Origin of the sequence: Pseudomonas sp. 1912-s, assembly GCF_029269205.1 — a bacterium.
Classification (GTDB): domain Bacteria; phylum Pseudomonadota; class Gammaproteobacteria; order Pseudomonadales; family Pseudomonadaceae; genus Aquipseudomonas.
In genome coordinates, this window is sequence record NZ_JARIXR010000003.1 from 66,214 (window position 1) to 84,456 (window position 18,243).

The 18,243-nt window shown below is 61.8% G+C and carries 21 protein-coding genes; 17 read left to right on the forward strand and 4 right to left on the reverse strand.

The window, feature by feature from the left end; all coding sequences use genetic code 11:
* Positions 1–14 precede the first annotated feature (14 nt).
* Positions 15–920, forward strand: a complete 906-nt coding sequence (argB, locus tag P3C29_RS05025; protein ID WP_003213275.1) for an acetylglutamate kinase — start codon at positions 15–17, stop codon at positions 918–920.
* Positions 921–989: 69 nt separating this feature from the next.
* On the opposite strand, the gene pyrE is transcribed toward argB, so the two are convergent.
* The gene (pyrE, locus tag P3C29_RS05030; RefSeq protein ID WP_275964017.1) at positions 990–1,634 is read right to left on the reverse strand and encodes an orotate phosphoribosyltransferase; all 645 of its coding nucleotides are present in this window, start codon (positions 1,632–1,634) and stop codon (positions 990–992) included.
* A gap of 82 nt (positions 1,635–1,716) precedes the next feature.
* On the opposite strand from pyrE, the gene P3C29_RS05035 reads away from it, so the two are divergent.
* Complete coding sequence (locus P3C29_RS05035) at positions 1,717–2,496, forward strand: exodeoxyribonuclease III (RefSeq protein WP_003195493.1); 780 nt, start codon at positions 1,717–1,719, stop codon at positions 2,494–2,496.
* A 58-nt stretch (positions 2,497–2,554) separates the two neighbouring features.
* On the opposite strand, the gene P3C29_RS05040 is transcribed toward P3C29_RS05035, so the two are convergent.
* Both P3C29_RS05040 and rph read right to left on the reverse strand, forming a co-directional pair.
* Positions 2,555–2,923, reverse strand: a complete 369-nt coding sequence (locus P3C29_RS05040) for a DUF4870 domain-containing protein (RefSeq protein ID WP_003213278.1) — start codon at positions 2,921–2,923, stop codon at positions 2,555–2,557.
* 22 nt (positions 2,924–2,945) lie between these two features.
* Positions 2,946–3,668, reverse strand: coding sequence for a ribonuclease PH (gene rph / locus P3C29_RS05045; RefSeq protein WP_003213280.1), 723 nt, complete (start codon positions 3,666–3,668; stop codon positions 2,946–2,948).
* A 217-nt stretch (positions 3,669–3,885) separates the two neighbouring features.
* On the opposite strand from rph, the gene P3C29_RS05050 reads away from it, so the two are divergent.
* The 7 genes from P3C29_RS05050 to P3C29_RS05080 all read left to right on the forward strand — a co-directional run bounded on the left by P3C29_RS05050 (position 3,886) and on the right by P3C29_RS05080 (position 10,001).
* On the forward strand, positions 3,886–4,749 hold the full coding sequence (locus P3C29_RS05050) for a YicC/YloC family endoribonuclease (protein WP_010168202.1): 864 nt from the start codon (positions 3,886–3,888) through the stop codon (positions 4,747–4,749).
* Between the two features lie 11 nt (positions 4,750–4,760).
* Entirely contained in the window at positions 4,761–5,381 is a 621-nt protein-coding gene (gmk, locus tag P3C29_RS05055) for a guanylate kinase (protein WP_010168203.1), read from the forward strand.
* 167 nt (positions 5,382–5,548) lie between these two features.
* Entirely contained in the window at positions 5,549–5,812 is a 264-nt protein-coding gene (rpoZ, locus tag P3C29_RS05060; protein WP_003176920.1) for a DNA-directed RNA polymerase subunit omega, read from the forward strand.
* Positions 5,813–5,872: 60 nt separating this feature from the next.
* A complete protein-coding gene (spoT, locus tag P3C29_RS05065) occupies positions 5,873–7,978 on the forward strand; it encodes a bifunctional GTP diphosphokinase/guanosine-3',5'-bis pyrophosphate 3'-pyrophosphohydrolase (protein WP_008439435.1) in 2,106 nt (701 codons plus the stop codon).
* 24 nt (positions 7,979–8,002) lie between these two features.
* A complete protein-coding gene (locus P3C29_RS05070) occupies positions 8,003–8,383 on the forward strand; it encodes a RidA family protein (RefSeq protein WP_003213288.1) in 381 nt (126 codons plus the stop codon).
* A gap of 63 nt (positions 8,384–8,446) precedes the next feature.
* Positions 8,447–9,190 (forward strand): hypothetical protein, encoded by a 744-nt coding sequence (locus P3C29_RS05075; protein WP_275964018.1) that lies wholly within the window; start codon positions 8,447–8,449, stop codon positions 9,188–9,190.
* Positions 9,191–9,266: 76 nt separating this feature from the next.
* Entirely contained in the window at positions 9,267–10,001 is a 735-nt protein-coding gene (locus P3C29_RS05080; RefSeq protein ID WP_275964019.1) for a hypothetical protein, read from the forward strand.
* A 5-nt stretch (positions 10,002–10,006) separates the two neighbouring features.
* On the opposite strand, the gene P3C29_RS05085 is transcribed toward P3C29_RS05080, so the two are convergent.
* Positions 10,007–10,858, reverse strand: a complete 852-nt coding sequence (locus tag P3C29_RS05085) for an SDR family oxidoreductase (RefSeq protein WP_275964020.1) — start codon at positions 10,856–10,858, stop codon at positions 10,007–10,009.
* A gap of 188 nt (positions 10,859–11,046) precedes the next feature.
* On the opposite strand from P3C29_RS05085, the gene exbB reads away from it, so the two are divergent.
* The 8 genes from exbB to recG all read left to right on the forward strand — a co-directional run bounded on the left by exbB (position 11,047) and on the right by recG (position 18,209).
* Positions 11,047–12,036: a tonB-system energizer ExbB gene (gene exbB / locus P3C29_RS05090; protein ID WP_275964021.1), complete on the forward strand. Its 990-nt coding sequence runs from the start codon at positions 11,047–11,049 to the stop codon at positions 12,034–12,036.
* Positions 12,037–12,042: 6 nt separating this feature from the next.
* On the forward strand, positions 12,043–12,468 hold the full coding sequence (gene exbD, locus P3C29_RS05095) for a TonB system transport protein ExbD (RefSeq protein ID WP_003213296.1): 426 nt from the start codon (positions 12,043–12,045) through the stop codon (positions 12,466–12,468).
* Positions 12,465–13,214 (forward strand): energy transducer TonB, encoded by a 750-nt coding sequence (locus P3C29_RS05100; RefSeq protein WP_003213297.1) that lies wholly within the window; start codon positions 12,465–12,467, stop codon positions 13,212–13,214. Before exbD ends, P3C29_RS05100 begins: the two co-directional genes overlap by 4 nt.
* Before the next feature lie 168 nt (positions 13,215–13,382).
* A complete protein-coding gene (locus P3C29_RS05105; protein WP_275964022.1) occupies positions 13,383–13,718 on the forward strand; it encodes a cupredoxin domain-containing protein in 336 nt (111 codons plus the stop codon).
* A gap of 3 nt (positions 13,719–13,721) precedes the next feature.
* Entirely contained in the window at positions 13,722–14,540 is an 819-nt protein-coding gene (locus P3C29_RS05110; RefSeq protein ID WP_275964023.1) for an FTR1 family protein, read from the forward strand.
* A gap of 20 nt (positions 14,541–14,560) precedes the next feature.
* Positions 14,561–15,091: an iron transporter gene (locus P3C29_RS05115; RefSeq protein ID WP_169386826.1), complete on the forward strand. Its 531-nt coding sequence runs from the start codon at positions 14,561–14,563 to the stop codon at positions 15,089–15,091.
* Positions 15,092–15,204: 113 nt separating this feature from the next.
* Entirely contained in the window at positions 15,205–16,125 is a 921-nt protein-coding gene (locus P3C29_RS05120) for a hydrogen peroxide-inducible genes activator (RefSeq protein WP_003213305.1), read from the forward strand.
* Positions 16,126–16,133: 8 nt separating this feature from the next.
* Positions 16,134–18,209 carry an ATP-dependent DNA helicase RecG gene (gene recG / locus P3C29_RS05125; protein ID WP_010168224.1) on the forward strand — a complete coding sequence of 692 codons (2,076 nt, stop codon included), beginning with the start codon at positions 16,134–16,136 and terminating at the stop codon, positions 18,207–18,209.
* Positions 18,210–18,243: the final 34 nt, after the last annotated feature.

Here is an 18,243-nt window from a genome sequence, read left to right on the forward strand (position 1 = left end):
TACCGGAGCCCTGAATGACCCTCGAACGCGAAGCCGCCGCCAACACCGCCAAGGTCCTTTCCGAAGCGTTGCCTTACATTCGACGCTACGTCGGCAAGACGCTGGTGATCAAGTACGGCGGCAATGCCATGGAAAGCGACGAGCTGAAAACCGGCTTTGCCCGCGACATCGTGTTGATGAAAGCCGTCGGGATCAACCCGGTGGTGGTGCACGGTGGCGGCCCGCAAATCGGTGACCTGCTCAAGCGCCTGTCCATCGAGAGTCACTTCATCGACGGCATGCGTGTGACCGACGCCCAGACCATGGACGTGGTGGAGATGGTCCTCGGCGGCCAGGTGAACAAAGACATCGTCAACCTGATCAACCGCCACGGCGGCAGCGCCATCGGCCTGACCGGCAAGGACGCCGAGCTGATCCGGGCGAAGAAACTCACCGTAACCCGCAAGACCCCGGAGATGACCCAGCCGGAAATCATCGACATCGGCCAAGTGGGCGAAGTGATCGGCATCAACACCGATCTGCTGAACCTGCTGGTGAAAGGCGATTTCATTCCGGTGATTGCGCCAATCGGCGTCGGTGCCAACGGCGAGTCCTACAACATCAACGCCGACCTGGTGGCCGGCAAGGTGGCCGAGGCGCTGAAGGCCGAGAAGCTGATGCTGCTCACCAACATCGCCGGCTTGATGGACAAGGAAGGCAAGGTATTGACCGGCCTGACGACCCAGCAAGTGGACGACCTGATCGCCGACGGCACGATCTACGGCGGCATGCTGCCGAAGATCCGCTGCGCACTGGAAGCAGTACAAGGCGGCGTCGGCAGTTCGTTGATCCTGGACGGCCGGGTTCCGAATGCGATCCTGCTGGAAATCTTCACCGACACCGGTGTGGGTACCCTGATCAGCAATCGCAAGCGCCCGTAAAGCGCTGAAAACAAAAAGCCCCCGCTCAACCTGGTTGAGTGGGGGCTTTTTTATTGCCTGGCTTTCAGATCAAACGCCGAACTGCTCGCGATACGCCTTGACCGCCGGCAGATGCCGCTTGAGCTGCGGGTCATCTTCCAGGAACTGCAGCACCTGGTTCAGGGACACGATGCTCACGACAGGAATGCCAAAATCACGTTCCACTTCCTGGATCGCCGACAATTCACCGTTGCCGCGCTCCTGACGGTTCAGCGCGATCAACACGCCGGCTGCCTTGGCGCCGTCCTGGGAAGCGATGATTTGCATCACTTCACGAATCGCCGTGCCGGCGGTGATGACGTCGTCGATGATCAGCACGTCGCCCTTGAGCGGTGCGCCCACGAGGCTGCCGCCTTCGCCGTGGGCCTTGGCTTCCTTGCGGTTGAAACACCATGGCAGATCCTGCCCGTGATGTTCAGCCAACGCCACGGCAGTCGCGGCGGCCAGGGGAATGCCCTTGTAGGCCGGGCCGAACAGCACGTCGAAGGAAATACCGCTTTCAACGATGGCGGCCGCATAGAAACGACCCAGCTGCGCCAGGGCGGAACCGGAGTTGAAAAGGCCGGCATTGAAGAAGTAAGGGCTGGTGCGCCCGGACTTCAGGGTGAACTCACCGAAGCGCAATACGCCGCGATCGATGGCAAAACGAATGAAATCGCGTTGATACGCCTGCATGAAAAAAGCCTCAGATACCACGGATTTAGCTAATTAGGTAGACGGCGTGTATCATACACGCACGCGATTTTTGGGGCCATTTATGCGGATCATCAGTGTGAACGTCAATGGTATTCAGGCTGCAGTCGAGCGTGGTTTGCTCAGTTGGCTGCAAGCCCAGAATGCCGACGTCATCTGCCTGCAGGACACCCGCGCCTCCGCCTTTGAACTGGACGACCCAGCCTTCCAACTGGATGGCTACTTCCTTTATGCCTGTGATGCCGAAGTTCCCACCCAAGGTGGCGTGGCTTTGTATTCGCGGTTGCAACCCAAGGCGGTCATCAGCGGCCTCGGCTTCGAGACAGCCGACCGCTACGGGCGCTACCTGCAAGCCGATTTCGATAAGGTCAGCATCGCGACCTTGCTGCTTCCATCAGGGCAGAATGGCGATGAAGACTTGAACCAGAAGTTCAAGCTAATGGACGATTTCGCCCGTTATCTGGATAAACAGCGGCGCAAACGTCGCGAGTACATTTACTGTGGCTCGCTGTACGTGGCGCAACAGAAGCTCGATATCAAGAACTGGCGCGACAGCCAGCAATCTCCGGGTTTCCTGGCGCCGGAACGGGCCTGGATGGACGAGATTGTCGGCAACATGGGCTATGTCGATGCCCTGCGGGAAGTCAGCCGCGAAGGCGACCAGTACAGCTGGTGGCCGGATAACGAACAGGCCGAGATGCTCAACCTGGGCTGGCGTTTTGACTACCAGCTGCTGACCCCGGGCCTGCGCCGCTTTGTGCGCAGTGCACGCCTGCCACGCCAGCCGCGCTTCTCGCAGCACGCGCCGCTGATCGTGGACTACGACTGGACACTGACCATCTAAGGTCTTTTTCCAGGCACAAAAAAACCGACATTGCTGTCGGTTTTTTTGTGGGCGGTGGTTATTTGATCAACCGCAACGTCCACGGATAACGATAAGCCACGCCTTTGTTGGCCTTGATGCCCGCAATGATCGTCATCACCACCGCGCCGATCACCAGGACGGTCATCAACACGAAGCCGATCACAATGAAGCCCAGCAGGAAGCAGACCGCCCAGGCAATGCCCACGGTGATCTGGAAGTTCAGCGCTTCCTTGCCCTGGTCATCGATGAACGGGTCCGCGTCCTTCTTCACCTGCCACAGGATCAAAGGCCCCAGCAGGCTGCCGAACGGGAACATCAACCCGAAGAACGCCGCGAAGTGACAGAGCATCGCCCACTGGCGAACTTCCTTGGACGGTGTCGGCAGTGGAAGTTGACTGTCACTCATGGCGTAGCTCCTTGGGGTTGAATCAGTCGGCCAATGCGGCGTTCTGCAGTTCGAAGATCTCGGTCATGCCTTTCTGGGCCAATGCCAGCATGGCGTTCAGGTCCGCCGGCTGGAATGGCGCGCCTTCGGCGGTGCCCTGCACTTCGATGAAACCACCGGTGCTGGTCATCACCACGTTCAGGTCGGTCTCGGCAGCCGAATCTTCAAGATAGTCCAGATCCAGCACAGGCTCGCCCTGATACATGCCAACCGACACCGCAGCGATCATCTGCTTGAGCGGATCGCCGCCTTTCAGGCCGCCACGTTTCTTGATGACCTTGAGCGCATCGACCAGGGCAACCATGGCGCCGGTGATGGACGCGGTGCGGGTGCCGCCGTCGGCCTGGATCACGTCGCAGTCGACGTACAGGGTCACGTCGCCCAGCTTGGACATGTCCAGCGCAGCGCGCAGGGAACGGCCGATCAGGCGCTGGATTTCGAGGGTGCGGCCGCCTTGCTTGCCACGGCTGGCTTCACGCTGGTTACGCTCGCCGGTGGCCCGCGGCAGCATGCCGTACTCGGCGGTCAACCAACCCTGGCCCTGGCCTTTAAGGAAACGCGGCACGCCGTTTTCGACGCTGACGGTGCAGATAACCTTGGTATCGCCAAACTCGACCAGTACAGATCCCTCGGCGTGTTTGGTGTAGTTGCGGGTGATGCGGATCGAGCGGAGCTGATCGGCAGCGCGACCACTTGGACGTTTCATAGGGGATACCTGTACGGAGGACGAAAAACTGCCGAGCATTATAGAGCCGCCAGCCCTGATCGGCACGGCTAAAAAATCCTGTTACAAACCCGGGCAGCGAAGCCACTGTTTGGGGCCACCCTTCCCGTTGAGCTACAATCCTGCGCCTTCGCAGCCTGTCGGCTTCAATCTACCCATCAGCCCGCCCGTTTGCGGGACTGCATCGCGAGGTACCTCCATGGTGCACAGCATGACCGCCTTCGCCCGCGTCGAAAAAGCCGGCGTCCAAGGCACCCTGAGCTGGGAATTGCGCTCGGTCAACAGCCGCTACCTGGAGCCGCACCTGCGCCTGCCGGAGTCGTTTCGCGACCTTGAAGGCGCGGTCCGTGAAGCGCTGCGCCAGGGCATCTCCCGCGGCAAGCTGGAATGCACCCTGCGCTTTACCGAGGAAACCACCGGCAAGCCGCTGCAGGTCGATCGCGAGCGCGCCGCTCAACTGGTCGCCGCCGCCGAAACCATCGCCGGCCTGATCAAGCAGCCTGCCGCCATCAACCCCCTGGAAGTGCTGGCCTGGCCCGGCGTGCTGGTGGCCGACGCCACCGACCCGCAAGCCCTGAATGCCGAAGCCCTGGCGCTGTTCAACCAGGGCCTGAAGGAACTCAAGGCCGGCCGTGAGCGCGAAGGCGCCGAACTGGCCCGCCTGATCAGCGACCGCCTGACGTCCATCGAAGAAGACGTGGTGACCCTGCGCGAACTGGTGCCGCAGATGCTTGCCACCCAGCGCCAGAAGGTCCTGGACCGCTTCACCGACATGCAGGCCGAGCTGGATCCGGTGCGCCTTGAGCAAGAGATGGTCCTGCTGGCCCAAAAGAGCGACGTCGCCGAAGAACTCGACCGCCTGAGCACCCACATCCTGGAAGTGCGCCGCGTGCTCAAGTCGGCCGGTGCCGCTGGTCGGCGCCTGGACTTCCTGATGCAGGAACTCAACCGCGAAGCCAATACACTGGGCTCCAAAGCCTTTGATCCGCGCAGCACACAGGCTGCGGTCAACCTCAAAGTGTTGATCGAGCAAATGCGCGAACAAGTACAGAATATCGAGTAAGGCACCCTGACATGACCCACAGCACCGGCACCCTCTACATCATTTCCGCCCCATCGGGCGCGGGCAAAAGCAGCCTGGTCAAAGCCCTGACCGACGCTGACGAGCAGATCCGCATCTCGGTGTCGCACACCACTCGCGCCATGCGCCCGGGTGAAGTGAACGGCGTGCACTACCACTTCGTCGAGCGCACCGAGTTCGTGAAGATGATCGAGCACGGTGATTTCCTCGAGCGCGCCGAAGTGTTCGGCAACCTCTACGGCACTTCCCAAAGCCATCTGCAGCAGACCCTGGACGAAGGCCACGACCTGATCCTGGAAATCGACTGGCAGGGCGCCGAGCAAGTGCGCCAGCTGATGCCCAAAGCCCGCTCGATCTTCATCCTGCCGCCGTCGCTGGAAGCGTTGCACCAGCGCCTGACCAACCGTGGGCAGGACAGCGACGAGATCATCGAAGGCCGCATGCGCGAGGCCGTCAGTGAAATGAGCCACTACGTCGACTACGACTACCTGATCATCAACGACGATTTCGCCCACGCCCTGGACGATTTGAAAGCGATTTTCCGCACCAATCAGCTCCAGCAAAAGCGTCAGCAGCAGCGTTTCGGTAAATTATTGGCCGAACTGCTCGGCTGATTGGCTCTTCCCAAAACCGCTGCAAGGGCTTTACATTGGCACTTGTAGCGCGTTTGCGATGGCCTGCGAAAAATCAGCGCTTCCCTAAACGCTGGTGATTTTTTAAACTGTTCAGTCCGCTCGCCCAACCGGGCAGCGCGCATATTGCATTCGCTCCGAGGAATACCATGGCCCGCGTAACCGTTGAAGACTGCCTAGAACACGTGGATAACCGCTTTGAGCTGGTCATGCTCTCTACCAAGCGTGCCCGTCAACTGGCCACTGGCGGCAAAGAGCCCCTGGTCCAGTGGGAAAACGACAAGCCTACCGTTGTAGCCCTGCGTGAAATCGCTGAAGGCCTGATGAGCTACGAGTTCATCGCCAACGCCGAAATCGTTGAAGACGAACCGCTGTTTGCAGCGTTCGAGGACGAGTCCAACGAGGCCGTCTAAGCCTATGCCTGGTCGACGTAGCACGGCGCGGGGTCACAGCCAACGGCAGGAGTTAACACTTTGCCGAGCATAGACGCCCTCGCCGATCGCTTATCGACCTACCTCGGTCCAGACCAGGTCAACCTGGTCCGCCGAGCGTATTTCTACGCCGAACAAGCCCACGACGGCCAACGCCGCCGCAGTGGCGAGGCGTATGTCACCCATCCTCTTGCGGTGGCCAATATTCTTGCCGACATGCACATGGACCATCAGAGCCTGATGGCTGCGATGCTGCATGACGTGATCGAAGACACCGGCATCGCCAAGGAAGCGCTCAGTGCGCAATTTGGCGAAACCGTGGCCGAACTGGTCGACGGGGTCAGCAAACTGACCCAGATGAACTTCGAAACCAAGGCCGAAGCCCAGGCGGAAAACTTCCAGAAGATGGCCATGGCCATGGCCCGGGACATCCGGGTGATCCTGGTCAAGCTGGCCGACCGGCTGCACAACATGCGCACGCTGGAAGTGCTGTCCGGCGAAAAACGCCGGCGCATTGCCAAGGAAACCCTGGAAATCTACGCGCCCATCGCCAACCGGCTGGGCATGCACGCCATTCGTATCGAGTTCGAAGACCTCGGTTTCAAAGCCATGCACCCGATGCGTTCCGCACGCATCTACCAGGCGGTCAAACGCGCCCGGGGCAATCGCAAGGAAATCGTCAACAAGATCGAAGAGTCCCTGAGCCATTGCCTGGCGATCGATGAGATCGAGGGCGAAGTCAGCGGCCGGCAGAAACACATCTACGGCATCTACAAGAAGATGCGCGGCAAGCGTCGGGCCTTCAACGAAATCATGGACGTGTACGCGTTCCGGATCATCGTCGACAAGGTCGATACCTGCTACCGCGTGCTGGGCGCTGTACATAATTTGTACAAACCCCTGCCGGGACGCTTCAAGGACTACATCGCGATTCCCAAGGCCAACGGCTATCAGTCGCTGCATACCACGCTGTTTGGCATGCACGGGGTGCCGATCGAGATCCAGATCCGCACCCGCGAAATGGAAGAGATGGCCAACAACGGCATCGCCGCCCATTGGCTGTACAAGTCCACCGGCGACGAGCAGCCAAAAGGCACCCATGCCCGCGCACGCCAGTGGGTCAAGGGCGTGCTGGAAATGCAGCAACGTGCCGGCAACTCCCTCGAATTTATCGAAAGCGTGAAGATCGACCTGTTCCCGGACGAGGTTTACGTGTTCACGCCCAAAGGTCGGATCATGGAGCTGCCCAAAGGCTCCACGGCGGTCGACTTTGCCTACGCGGTCCACACCGACGTGGGCAACAGCTGCATAGCCTGTCGGATCAATCGTCGACTGGCCCCGCTGTCGGAACCGCTGCAAAGCGGCTCCACGGTGGAGATCGTCAGCGCACCGGGCGCACGCCCGAACCCGGCCTGGCTCAACTTTGTGGTCACCGGCAAGGCCCGTACCCACATCCGCCACGCCCTGAAGCTGCAACGCCGTTCCGAGTCCATCAGCCTGGGCGAACGCCTGCTGAACAAGGTGCTCAACGGTTTCGACAGCTCCCTGGACAAGATCCCGGCCGAACGCGTGCAGGCGATGCTCCACGAGTACCGCCAGGAACTGATCGAAGACTTGCTGGAAGACATCGGCCTGGGCAACCGCATGGCCTATGTGGTCGCCCGCCGCCTGCTGGGCGAAGGCGAACAATTGCCAAGCCCCGAAGGCCCGCTGGCGATTCGCGGCACCGAAGGTTTGGTGCTCAGCTACGCCAAGTGCTGCACCCCGATCCCCGGCGACCCGATTGTCGGCCACCTGTCTGCGGGCAAGGGCATGGTGGTGCACCTGGACAACTGCCGCAATATCAGTGAAATCCGCCACAACCCCGAGAAATGCATCCAGCTTTCGTGGGCCAAGGATGTCACCGGCGAATTCAACGTCGAGCTGCGGGTCGAGCTGGAACACCAGCGCGGCCTGATCGCCCTGCTGGCCAGCAGTGTCAATGCGGCCGACGGCAATATCGAGAAAATCAGCATGGACGAACGCGATGGCCGCATCAGCGTGGTCCAACTGGTGGTCAGCGTGCACGACCGCGTGCACCTGGCCCGCGTGATCAAGAAACTGCGCGCCCTGACCGGGGTCATCCGCATCACCCGCATGCGCGCCTAGCCCATCCATTACAAGGAGTCATTCATGACCAAGACTGTTATCACCAGCGACAAGGCACCAGCAGCAATCGGTACTTATTCCCAGGCGATCAAGGCGGGCAATACCGTCTACATGTCCGGCCAGATTCCACTGGACCCAAAAACCATGGAGCTGGTTGAAGGCTTTGAAGCCCAAACCATCCAGGTCTTCGAAAACCTGAAGTCGGTAGCCGAGGCCGCAGGCGGTTCGTTCAAGGACATCGTCAAACTGAACATCTTCCTCACCGACCTGAGCCACTTCGCCAAGGTCAACGAGATCATGGGCAAGTACTTCGAACAACCGTACCCAGCCCGCGCCGCCATCGGCGTTGCCGCCCTGCCAAAGGGCGCGCAGGTTGAGATGGACGCCATTCTGGTCATCGAGTAAAACATCCGGCGCAGCGCTTCCTCGGGAAGGCTGCGCCGAATTGGTTCTTGGAAGGATTTCGTAATGCGCAAAGCGCTCGTTGCCTCTTCGTTGCTCGCCCTGCTGCTCGGCGGCTGCGCCAGCAATCCCGCCGACCTGGATGTAAGCGGCACCTGGATCAACCAGGCCGCCATCGATGCGGCAGCCAAGGGCGGCCCTTTGCGTGAAGCCCTGCAGAGCTATGGTCCGAACCTCGAATGGGAGGTGAACACCAAAGCGTCCCAGGCCCGCTACTACAACGGTTTTGAAGTCGCTGAAGGCAAGTTGCTGGGTGAAAAATCCGGCGCCTGGAGCGTCGATTTCTACGGCGGCTCCGCCACCGAACTCAAGCGTAAAGGCAAACAACTGCTGCAAGGGGCCAATGATAACGAGCCCGAGCAACTATTCGCCCGTGCCAAGGACCCTGCCCCCGAAGGCGCGCCGCTGGGCGCCAACTTCGAGCGCACCCTGTACGCCGCCTATATGGGCGGCACCTGGAAGATCAGCAGCGGCAATGGCGAAGGCGCGACGGTGCAGTTCCAGCCCAATGGCCAGGTAACCGGCCTGCCGGGTGCCGATCAGTACTCGCTGTGCCTGGCAGGTGATTGCGCCTCCATGAGCGGCGGCTACGACAGCATCTGGCTGCAACTGAACGACCAGGGCAACCCGTGGATCTTTGCGCGCAAGGGCAAGCAACTGGAAATCTTCCAGGCGATCAATACCGCCCAGGCCGACGAGGTGCCCTCGTTTACCCCGGGACCGCGGCAGTGGTTGCTGGAAAAACAGTGATACAGAACAAAGGAGCCCACGGGCTCCTTTTTCTTTAGTCTGCGGCCTCGCTTTCCACCTTATGCAGACTGCCCCCATGCGCACATTACTTGTCCTTAGCCTGATCCTGCTGGGCGGCTGCACTCACCCGCCGCAAACGCCCGACATCAGCGGGCTGTGGATCAACCAGGCAGCCATCGACTCAGCCGCCCAAGGCAGGCCCTTGCTGCGAGCCCTTGATGCTCACGGCATGAACCTGGAATGGAACATCGACACCCGCAACGGCAAGGCACAAGTCAGCAATGCGTTCGAGCTGGGCGAAGGTCAGTTGCTGCCGAAGGCGCCGGGCGCATGGACCGTCGACTACAACGGCCATGGCGCCGACGAGCTTCGATCGGATGGCAAGCAGTTGATCCAGCTCCCCACAGAACGTTACGCCGGGCAAGTGTTTATACGCCCTGACCCGCCGCCCCCCTCGGGAGAGAAATGGGGCACAACCTTCCGGCAGGCGCTGAACTCGGCCTATATGGGCGGCCAATGGAAAATCATTGAAGGCCAAGGCACCGGCAACATCGTAGTGTTCACGGCGGATGGCACCGTGTCAGGCCTGGCGCAAAACGACCGGTACGAGCTGTGCCTGGGCGGCGATTGCGCCACCCAGGGCGCTGGCAATGACACCCTCTACCTGGGCAAGGGCGATGTCGGCGGCGGCTGGATTTTCGTCCGCTACGGCAAACGACTCGAGATTCTCAAGGCGATCAACCTGTCCCAGCCCGACGAAATCCCCCAGCTCACCCCAGGCCCACGCCAGTGGCTGCTGGAAAAACAGTAACGCCATCAACCCTCGAGAATGGCCGCATACCCTTCGCGATAACTTGGATAACGTGGCACCCAGCCCAACGACTTGGCCCGGGCATTACTGCACTGCTTGCTGCCCGCCCGGCGTACGCTGGCGTTTTCGGCCCATTCGGTCACGCCAAGGTATTCGCGCAACCAGCCCACCACGTCGGCCAGCGGTGCCGGAGCGTCATCGACGCCGATGTAGCATTTATCCAGCACACCGCCCTGCTCCACGTGCTGCAGCAAAAATGCCAGCAAACCCGCAGCGTCATCCGCGTGAATGCGGTTGCCATATAAAGGTGGGTCAATCGCCACGCGATAGCCCTGGCGCACCTGGCTCAGCAGCCACTCGCGGCCGGGGCCATAGATGCCGGTCAGGCGCACGACGCTGGCGGGAATGCCGCTGTTCAACGCCACTTGCTCGGCTTCCAGCATGACTTGTCCGGAATAACCGCCCGCCTGGGTCTCGGAGTTTTCGTCGACCCACTCACCGTTCTGCTGCCCGTACACACTGCTGCTGGATACAAACAGCAAATGCCTGGGCGCCTGGCCGTAGTCGTTCAACCACTCCAGTACATGTTGCAACCCTTGCACGTACGCTGCGCGATAGCCGGCTTCGTCGTGATCGGTGGCCGCCGCGCAATACACCAGGTAATCCACCCCGCCCACCGGCCAGGTGTCGGGGCAGTCTTCATTGAACAGGTCGCCGGCAATCCCGATAACACCCTTGGGAAGGCGCGAGATATCCCGGCGCAGGCCATGAACCTCCCAGCCCTGGGCCAGCAATTGGGTGGCCAGACGGCTACCGACATCGCCGCAACCGGCAATCACCACAGAAGGCGCAGACATCACAAAACTCCGTTCTTAAAGGTCAAGATTAGCCCCCGCACATGACCAGCGGCCAGCAAAACGACAAATAAAGTAACTGTATTACTTCTGTTAACAAGAATTACTTGCAATAATAACCGCCCATTTGTCCTCGACCCGTTACGGTCTGGAAGGACGATCACTCATTTTTTCTCTCAGGTCCGGCCAGCATGACACGCAATACATCCCCCGCTTCGCCAACCAAGCCTCACAGCCCATCCCGCGCCTGGCGTGCGATTGCTGCAGTGCTGTTCAGCGTTCTGCTGGCACCGACCGCCGCGTTCGCCGATAACACCGCACCGGCTACACAGCCTGCTGCGACCGCGCCAGCCCACGAGCAAAACGCTGCGGCGCCTGCTGCTGCTGCACCGGCTGCCACCGACCCGGCCCTGGCCGCCGAAGGTGCTCCGGCTGACGACTCCGGCGTGGTGCTGGAAGAAGACAACAGCCTGGGCATGGCCCACGACCTGTCGCCCTGGGGCATGTACCAGAACGCTGACATCATCGTGAAGATCGTGATGATCGGCCTGGCCATCGCCTCGATCATCACCTGGACCATCTGGATCGCCAAGGGCTTCGAGCTGCTGGGCGCCAAGCGTCGCCTGCGCACTGAAATCGTCCACCTGAAAAAAGCCACCACCCTGAAAGAAGCCAGCGAAAGCGCGGCGAAGAAGGGCACCCTGGCGAACCTGCTGGTCCACGACGCCCTTGAAGAAATGCGCCTGTCGGCCAACAGCCGTGAAAAAGAAGGCATCAAGGAACGCGTCAGCTTTCGCCTTGAGCGCCTGGTTGCAGCCTGCGGTCGCAACATGAGCAACGGCACCGGCGTGCTGGCGACCATTGGTTCCACCGCGCCCTTCGTCGGCCTGTTCGGTACCGTATGGGGCATCATGAACAGCTTCATCGGCATCGCCAAAACCCAGACTACCAACCTCGCCGTCGTGGCGCCCGGCATTGCCGAAGCCCTGCTGGCAACCGCACTGGGCCTGGTTGCCGCGATTCCTGCGGTGGTCATCTACAACGTCTTCGCCCGTTCGATCGCCGGCTATAAGGCTCAGGTGTCGGACGCTTCGGCAGAAGTCCTGTTGCTGGTCAGCCGTGACCTCGATCACCTGCCTTCCGAGCGCAGCTCGCAACCGCATATGGTGAAAGTGGGGTAATCGGCCATGGGCCTGCATTTGAATCAAGGCGACGACGAGCTCGTCGAGAACCACGAAATCAACGTCACGCCGTTTATCGACGTGATGCTGGTGCTGCTGATCATCTTCATGGTGGCTGCACCCCTGGCCACTGTGGACATCAAGGTCGACCTGCCCGCTTCCAGTGCGAAACCGGCACCGCGGCCAGAGAAACCGATATTCCTCAGCGTCAAGGCGGACCAGCGTCTGTTCCTGGGCGAAGAAGAAGTCAAATCCGACACCCTGGGCGCGGTGCTCGACGCCAAGACCCAGGGCAAGAAAGACACGACGATCTTCTTCCAGGCCGACAAGGGCGTGGACTACGGCGACCTGATGAGCGTGATGGATGCCCTGCGGGCAGCCGGCTACCTCAAGGTCGGCCTGGTCGGACTTGAGACGGCAGCCAAGAAATGATCACGACGCGCCACAAACTGACGCGTTATGGCACCAGCCTCGCCGTCGTGCTGGGCGTCCACGCCGTCGCGATCATCATCGCGCTCCAGTGGTCGGCGCCACACATGGTCCAACTGCCACCGGCCGCCATGGTCATCGACCTGGCACCGATGCCGGCGCCGCCACCTCCGGCCCCGCCGAAGGTGATCACGCCGCCACAGCCGCCAGCGCCGGTGGAAGAGTTGCCATTGCCGAAACTGGCTGAGGCACCCAAGCCGACGATCCAGGTGCCAAAGCCGGTCAAGCCCAAGCCAAAACCACAGCCGCCCAAGCCTGTAGAGAAGAAGCCCGATCCGCCCAAGGAAAAACCTTCCGAAGAGCCGCCGAGCGAAACTCCGCAGAACAACGCGCCTACGGAGAAATCCGCCCAGCCACAGCCGGGCCCTTCACCGCAGCAGATCGCGGCCAAGGCCACCTGGGAAAGTACCCTGCTGGGCCACCTGCAGAAGTACAAGAAGTACCCGCCAGGCGCCCAGGCGCGTGGCAAGGAAGGCCTGAACCGCTTGCGTTTCGTGGTGGATGCCGATGGCAACGTGCTGTCCTATGAACTGGTGGGCCGCTCCGGCAACGCCGACCTGGACCGCGCCACCCTCGACATGATCCGTCGTGCCCAGCCGCTGCCCAAGCCGCCGGCCGACATGTTGAAAGGCGGCAGCATCGAGATCGTTGCGCCGTTCGTTTACAACATCGAAAAACGTCGCCGGTAACCTTCACCGTGGGCACTCTCGGGTGCCCACGGCTGCTGCTCCCTCCCTCGCGCATTGCCGCAACCTGAACCAGGGTTGAACGGGTCGCCATCTAACTCGATCTTCACTTGTAACACTTAAAGACAAAGCCAATCATCCGCGAATCGTTCTCATTAGCGGACATTCGGCATGCCCACTCTTGCCCGGCTGGCTCTCCTCCTACTGGCTTTTCCCGTCGTTGCACAGGCGGATCAGCTGGTCACCCTGGTCATTCAAAACCACACCTTCAGCCCCTCAAGTTTCGAGGTGCCGGCCGGTGAGCGCTTTCGCATTCAACTCACCAGCCACGACGAAAGCGTCGATGAGTTCGAAAGCTATGACATGAAATTCGAAAAAATCATCGTCCCCGGCAACACCGTCACGGTGTTTGCGGGCCCGCTGCATCCCGGCACCTACACCTTCTTCGATGACTACCACCCCGATCAAGCCAAAGGCACGGTCACTGCCGTCGCAGCCAAGGAGTAAGTCATGCTGGCCTGTCTGTTGATCGTGTTTCGAGAAGTGCTGGAAGCCGGGATTGTGGTGGGCATCGTGATGGCCGCCACCCAGGGCCTGGCACGACGCGGCCTGTTTATCGGCGGCGGGATCGCAGCCGGCGTACTGGGTGCCGGAATCCTCGCGCTCTTTACCGGCGCAATCACCCAGGCACTCCAGGGCTTTGGCCAGGAGATTTTCAACGCGGCCATTCTGGTGGTCGCCGTGGTCATGCTGGGCTGGCACAACCTATGGATGGCCAGCCACGGACGCGAACTGGCCACCCAACTGCGCAGCGCCGGCAATGCGGTACTCAACGGCGAAAAATCACTCTGGGCGCTGGCTGTGGTGATCACCGTGGCGGTGCTGCGTGAAGGCTCGGAAATCGTGCTGTTCCTCTATGGCATCGCCGCGTCGAGCCAGGCAGACCCACTGTCGATGCTGGCGGGTGGCGTGCTCGGCATCGCCGCCGGCGCCGCGCTGTCCTGGCTGATGTACCGCGGCCTGGTCGCCATCAGCCTCAAGCGCCTGTTTTCGATCACCGGCTGGATGATCGCCTTGCTCGCCGCCGGCATGGCGGGCCGGGCGGCCGCGATCCTCGCCGGTATCGACCTGATCCCCGCCTGGGGCTACCAACTCTGGGACACCTCCTGGCTGGTCTCCGACGCCAGCCTCACCGGCCGCGCCCTGACCGCGCTGGTGGGCTACACCGACCGGCCGCTGGGCGTCCAACTGGCCGCCTGGTCCGTCACCCTTGCGCTCCTGGTGCTGGGTAACCGCTTGCTGCATTCACGCCCGACGCAATCACGTTAACTGTCCCAAGGAGCCCCACCATGAAACACCTGCGCAAACCCTTGGCCACCGCACTGGTACTTGTCAGCGCCCTGGCCGCTTCCACCCTGACCCAAGCCCGCGAGTACCCGATTGGAGGGCCCGTCCAGGTCAACGACATGGAAATCGCCTCCTCCTACCTGGTGGGCATTGAAATGGCCCCCATGCCACCGGGCATGGTGATGAGCAAGGATTCGGTGCACCTCGAGACGGATGTGCATGCCACCGCCGACAACAAGTACGGCCTGTCCAATGGCGAGTGGGTGCCCTACCTGACCATCACCTACTCCCTGGTCAAGCAAGGTTCGCCCGACTACAAGGAAATCGGCACGCTGCTGCCGATGGTGGCCAAAGACGGCGCCCACTACGCCAACAACGTGAAAATGGACGGCCCCGGCACCTACACCGTGGTACTGCGCTATGAAAGCCCGCAAATCAAAGGCTTCTTTCACCATGTGGACAAGGAAACCGGCGTACCGGAATGGTGGGGCCCCTTCACCAAAACCTTCACCTTCAAATACCCGCAAAGCTGAAAGCATGAACGCGACACCTGATTACCAGGTGTCGTAAACCCCATGCTGTCTGATAACGTGCGTCTATCGATTGCAGCCGGTATGCTTGGCCCGCAACCTCATGGACGCCCGCTATGACTCTTACAGAATTACGCTACATCGTTACCCTCGCCCAAGAGCAGCACTTCGGCCACGCGGCCGAGCGTTGCCACGTCAGCCAGCCGACGCTGTCGGTGGGTGTGAAGAAGCTTGAAGACGAACTCGGTGTGCTGATTTTCGAGCGCAGCAAAAGCGCCGTGCGCCTCACGCCCGTCGGCGAAGGCATCGTCGCCCAGGCCCAGAAGGTCCTGGAACAGGCCCAAAGCATTCGCGAGCTGGCCCAGGCCGGCAAGAACCAGCTGACCGCACCGCTGAAAGTCGGCGCCATCTACACCGTCGGCCCGTACCTGTTCCCGCACTTGATTCCGCAACTGCACCGCGTCGCGCCGCAGATGCCGCTGTATATCGAAGAAAACTTCACCCACGTGCTGCGCGACAAACTGCGCAACGGCGAGCTGGACGCGATCATCATCGCCCTGCCGTTCAATGAGGCCGACGTGCTGACCCTGCCGCTCTACGATGAGCCGTTCTACGTGCTGATGCCGGCGTCCCACCCCTGGACCCAGAAAGACACCATCGACGCGGGCCTGCTCAACGACAAGAGCCTGCTGTTGCTGGGCGAAGGCCACTGCTTCCGCGACCAGGTGCTGGAAGCCTGCCCGACCCTGACCAAGGGCAACGACGGCGCCAAGCACACCACCGTGGAATCCAGCTCCCTGGAAACCATTCGCCATATGGTCGCTTCCGGCCTGGGCATCTCGATCCTGCCGCTGTCGGCGGTCGACAGCCATCACTACGCCCCGGGCGTGATCGCCGTGCGCCCACTGACGCCGCCGGTGCCGTTCCGTACCGTGGCGATTGCCTGGCGCGCGAGCTTCCCGCGTCCGAAAGCGATTGAAATCCTCGCCGACTCGATCCGCCTGTGTTCGGTGGCCAAGCCGCCTGCTGCGAGCTAAGTAACGGTATGACTGAGCTGTCGCAGGTGTCGGTGACGGCACTCAAGGGTGTCGGGGAGGCCATGGCCGAGAAATTGGCCAAGGTCGGCCTGGAAAATCTCCAGGACGTATTGTTCCACCTGCCCCTGCGTTATCAGGACCGCACCCGCGTGGTGCCCATCGGCCAGCTGCGCCCCGGGCAGGACGCGGTGGTCGAAGGCACCGTCAGCGGCGCCGACGTGGTGATGGGCAAGCGCCGCAGCTTGGTCGTGCGCCTGCAAGACGGCACCGGCGGCCTGAGCCTGCGCTTCTACCATTTCAGCAACGCTCAGAAGGAAGGCCTCAAGCGAGGCACCCGCGTGCGCTGCTATGGCGAAGCCCGGCCCGGCGCTTCGGGGCTGGAAATCTACCACCCGGAATACCGCGCGATTACCGGCGACGAACCGCCACCGGTCGACACCACCCTCACACCGATCTACCCGCTCACCGAAGGCCTGACCCAGCAGCGCCTGCGCCAGCTGTGCATGCAAACCCTGACGATGCTCGGGCCGAAAAGCCTGCCCGACTGGCTGCCTCAGGAGTTGGCGCGCGACTACCAGCTGGCGCCGCTGGATGATGCGATCCGCTACCTGCATCACCCACCGGCCGACGCCGACGTCGACGAGTTGGCCCTTGGTCATCACTGGGCCCAGCATCGCCTGGCGTTCGAAGAACTGCTGACCCATCAACTGTCCCAGCAACGCCTGCGCGAGAGCATGCGTTCGCTGCGTGCGCCGGCCATGCCCAAGGCCAAGCACCTGCCTGCGCAATACCTGGCCAACCTGGGGTTTGCACCGACCGGCGCCCAGCAAAGGGTCGGCAATGAGATCGCCTACGACCTGAGCCAGAAAGAACCGATGCTGCGGCTGATCCAGGGCGACGTAGGCGCGGGTAAAACCGTGGTCGCCGCCCTCGCCGCACTGCAAGCCCTCGAAGCCGGCTATCAGGTGGCGCTGATGGCGCCCACCGAGATTCTCGCCGAACAACACTTCATCACCTTCAAGCGCTGGCTCGAACCACTGGGCCTGGAAGTCGCCTGGCTGGCCGGCAAGCTCAAGGGCAAGAATCGCGTAGCCGCCCTGGAGCAGATCGCCGCCGGCGCCCCGATGGTGGTGGGCACCCACGCGCTGTTCCAGGACGAAGTGAAATTCAAGAACCTGGCGCTGGTGATCATCGACGAGCAGCACCGCTTCGGCGTGCAACAGCGCCTGGCCCTGCGCCAGAAAGGCGTGGGCGGGCGCATGAGCCCGCACCAGTTGATCATGACCGCCACGCCGATCCCGCGCACCCTGGCCATGAGCGCCTACGCCGACCTCGACACCTCGATCCTCGACGAACTGCCGCCGGGCCGAACGCCGGTCAACACCGTGCTGGTCACCGACACCCGCAGGGTAGAAGTGATCGAACGGGTACGCGGCGCCTGCGCCGAAGGCCGCCAGGCGTATTGGGTGTGCACGCTGATCGAAGAGTCGGAAGAGCTGACCTGCCAGGCCGCCGAAACCACCTACGAAGACCTCACCAGCGCCTTGGGCGAGCTCAAGGTCGGGCTGATCCACGGCCGCATGAAGCCGGTGGAAAAGGCCGCGGTGATGGCCGAGTTCAAGGCCGGCAATTTGCAATTGCTGGTGGCAACCACGGTGATCGAAGTCGGCGTCGACGTACCGAACGCCAGCCTGATGATCATCGAAAACCCCGAGCGCCTGGGCCTGGCGCAACTGCACCAGTTACGCGGCCGCGTGGGCCGGGGCAGCGCCGCCAGTCATTGCGTGCTGCTGTACCACCCGCCGCTGTCACAAATCGGCCGCCAGCGCCTGGGGATCATGCGCGAAACCAACGACGGTTTCGTGATCGCCGAAAAAGACCTCGAACTGCGCGGCCCCGGCGAAATGCTCGGCACCCGTCAGACCGGCTTGCTGCAATTCAAAGTGGCTGACCTGATGCGCGACGCCGACCTGCTGCCCGCCGTGCGCGATGCGGCCCAGGCGTTGATTGAGCGCTGGCCGGAACATGTCAGCCCACTGCTGGACCGCTGGCTTCGACACGGGCAGCAATACGGCCAAGTGTGACGGCTGACTCACTTAGTCGACCATCAGATGTATC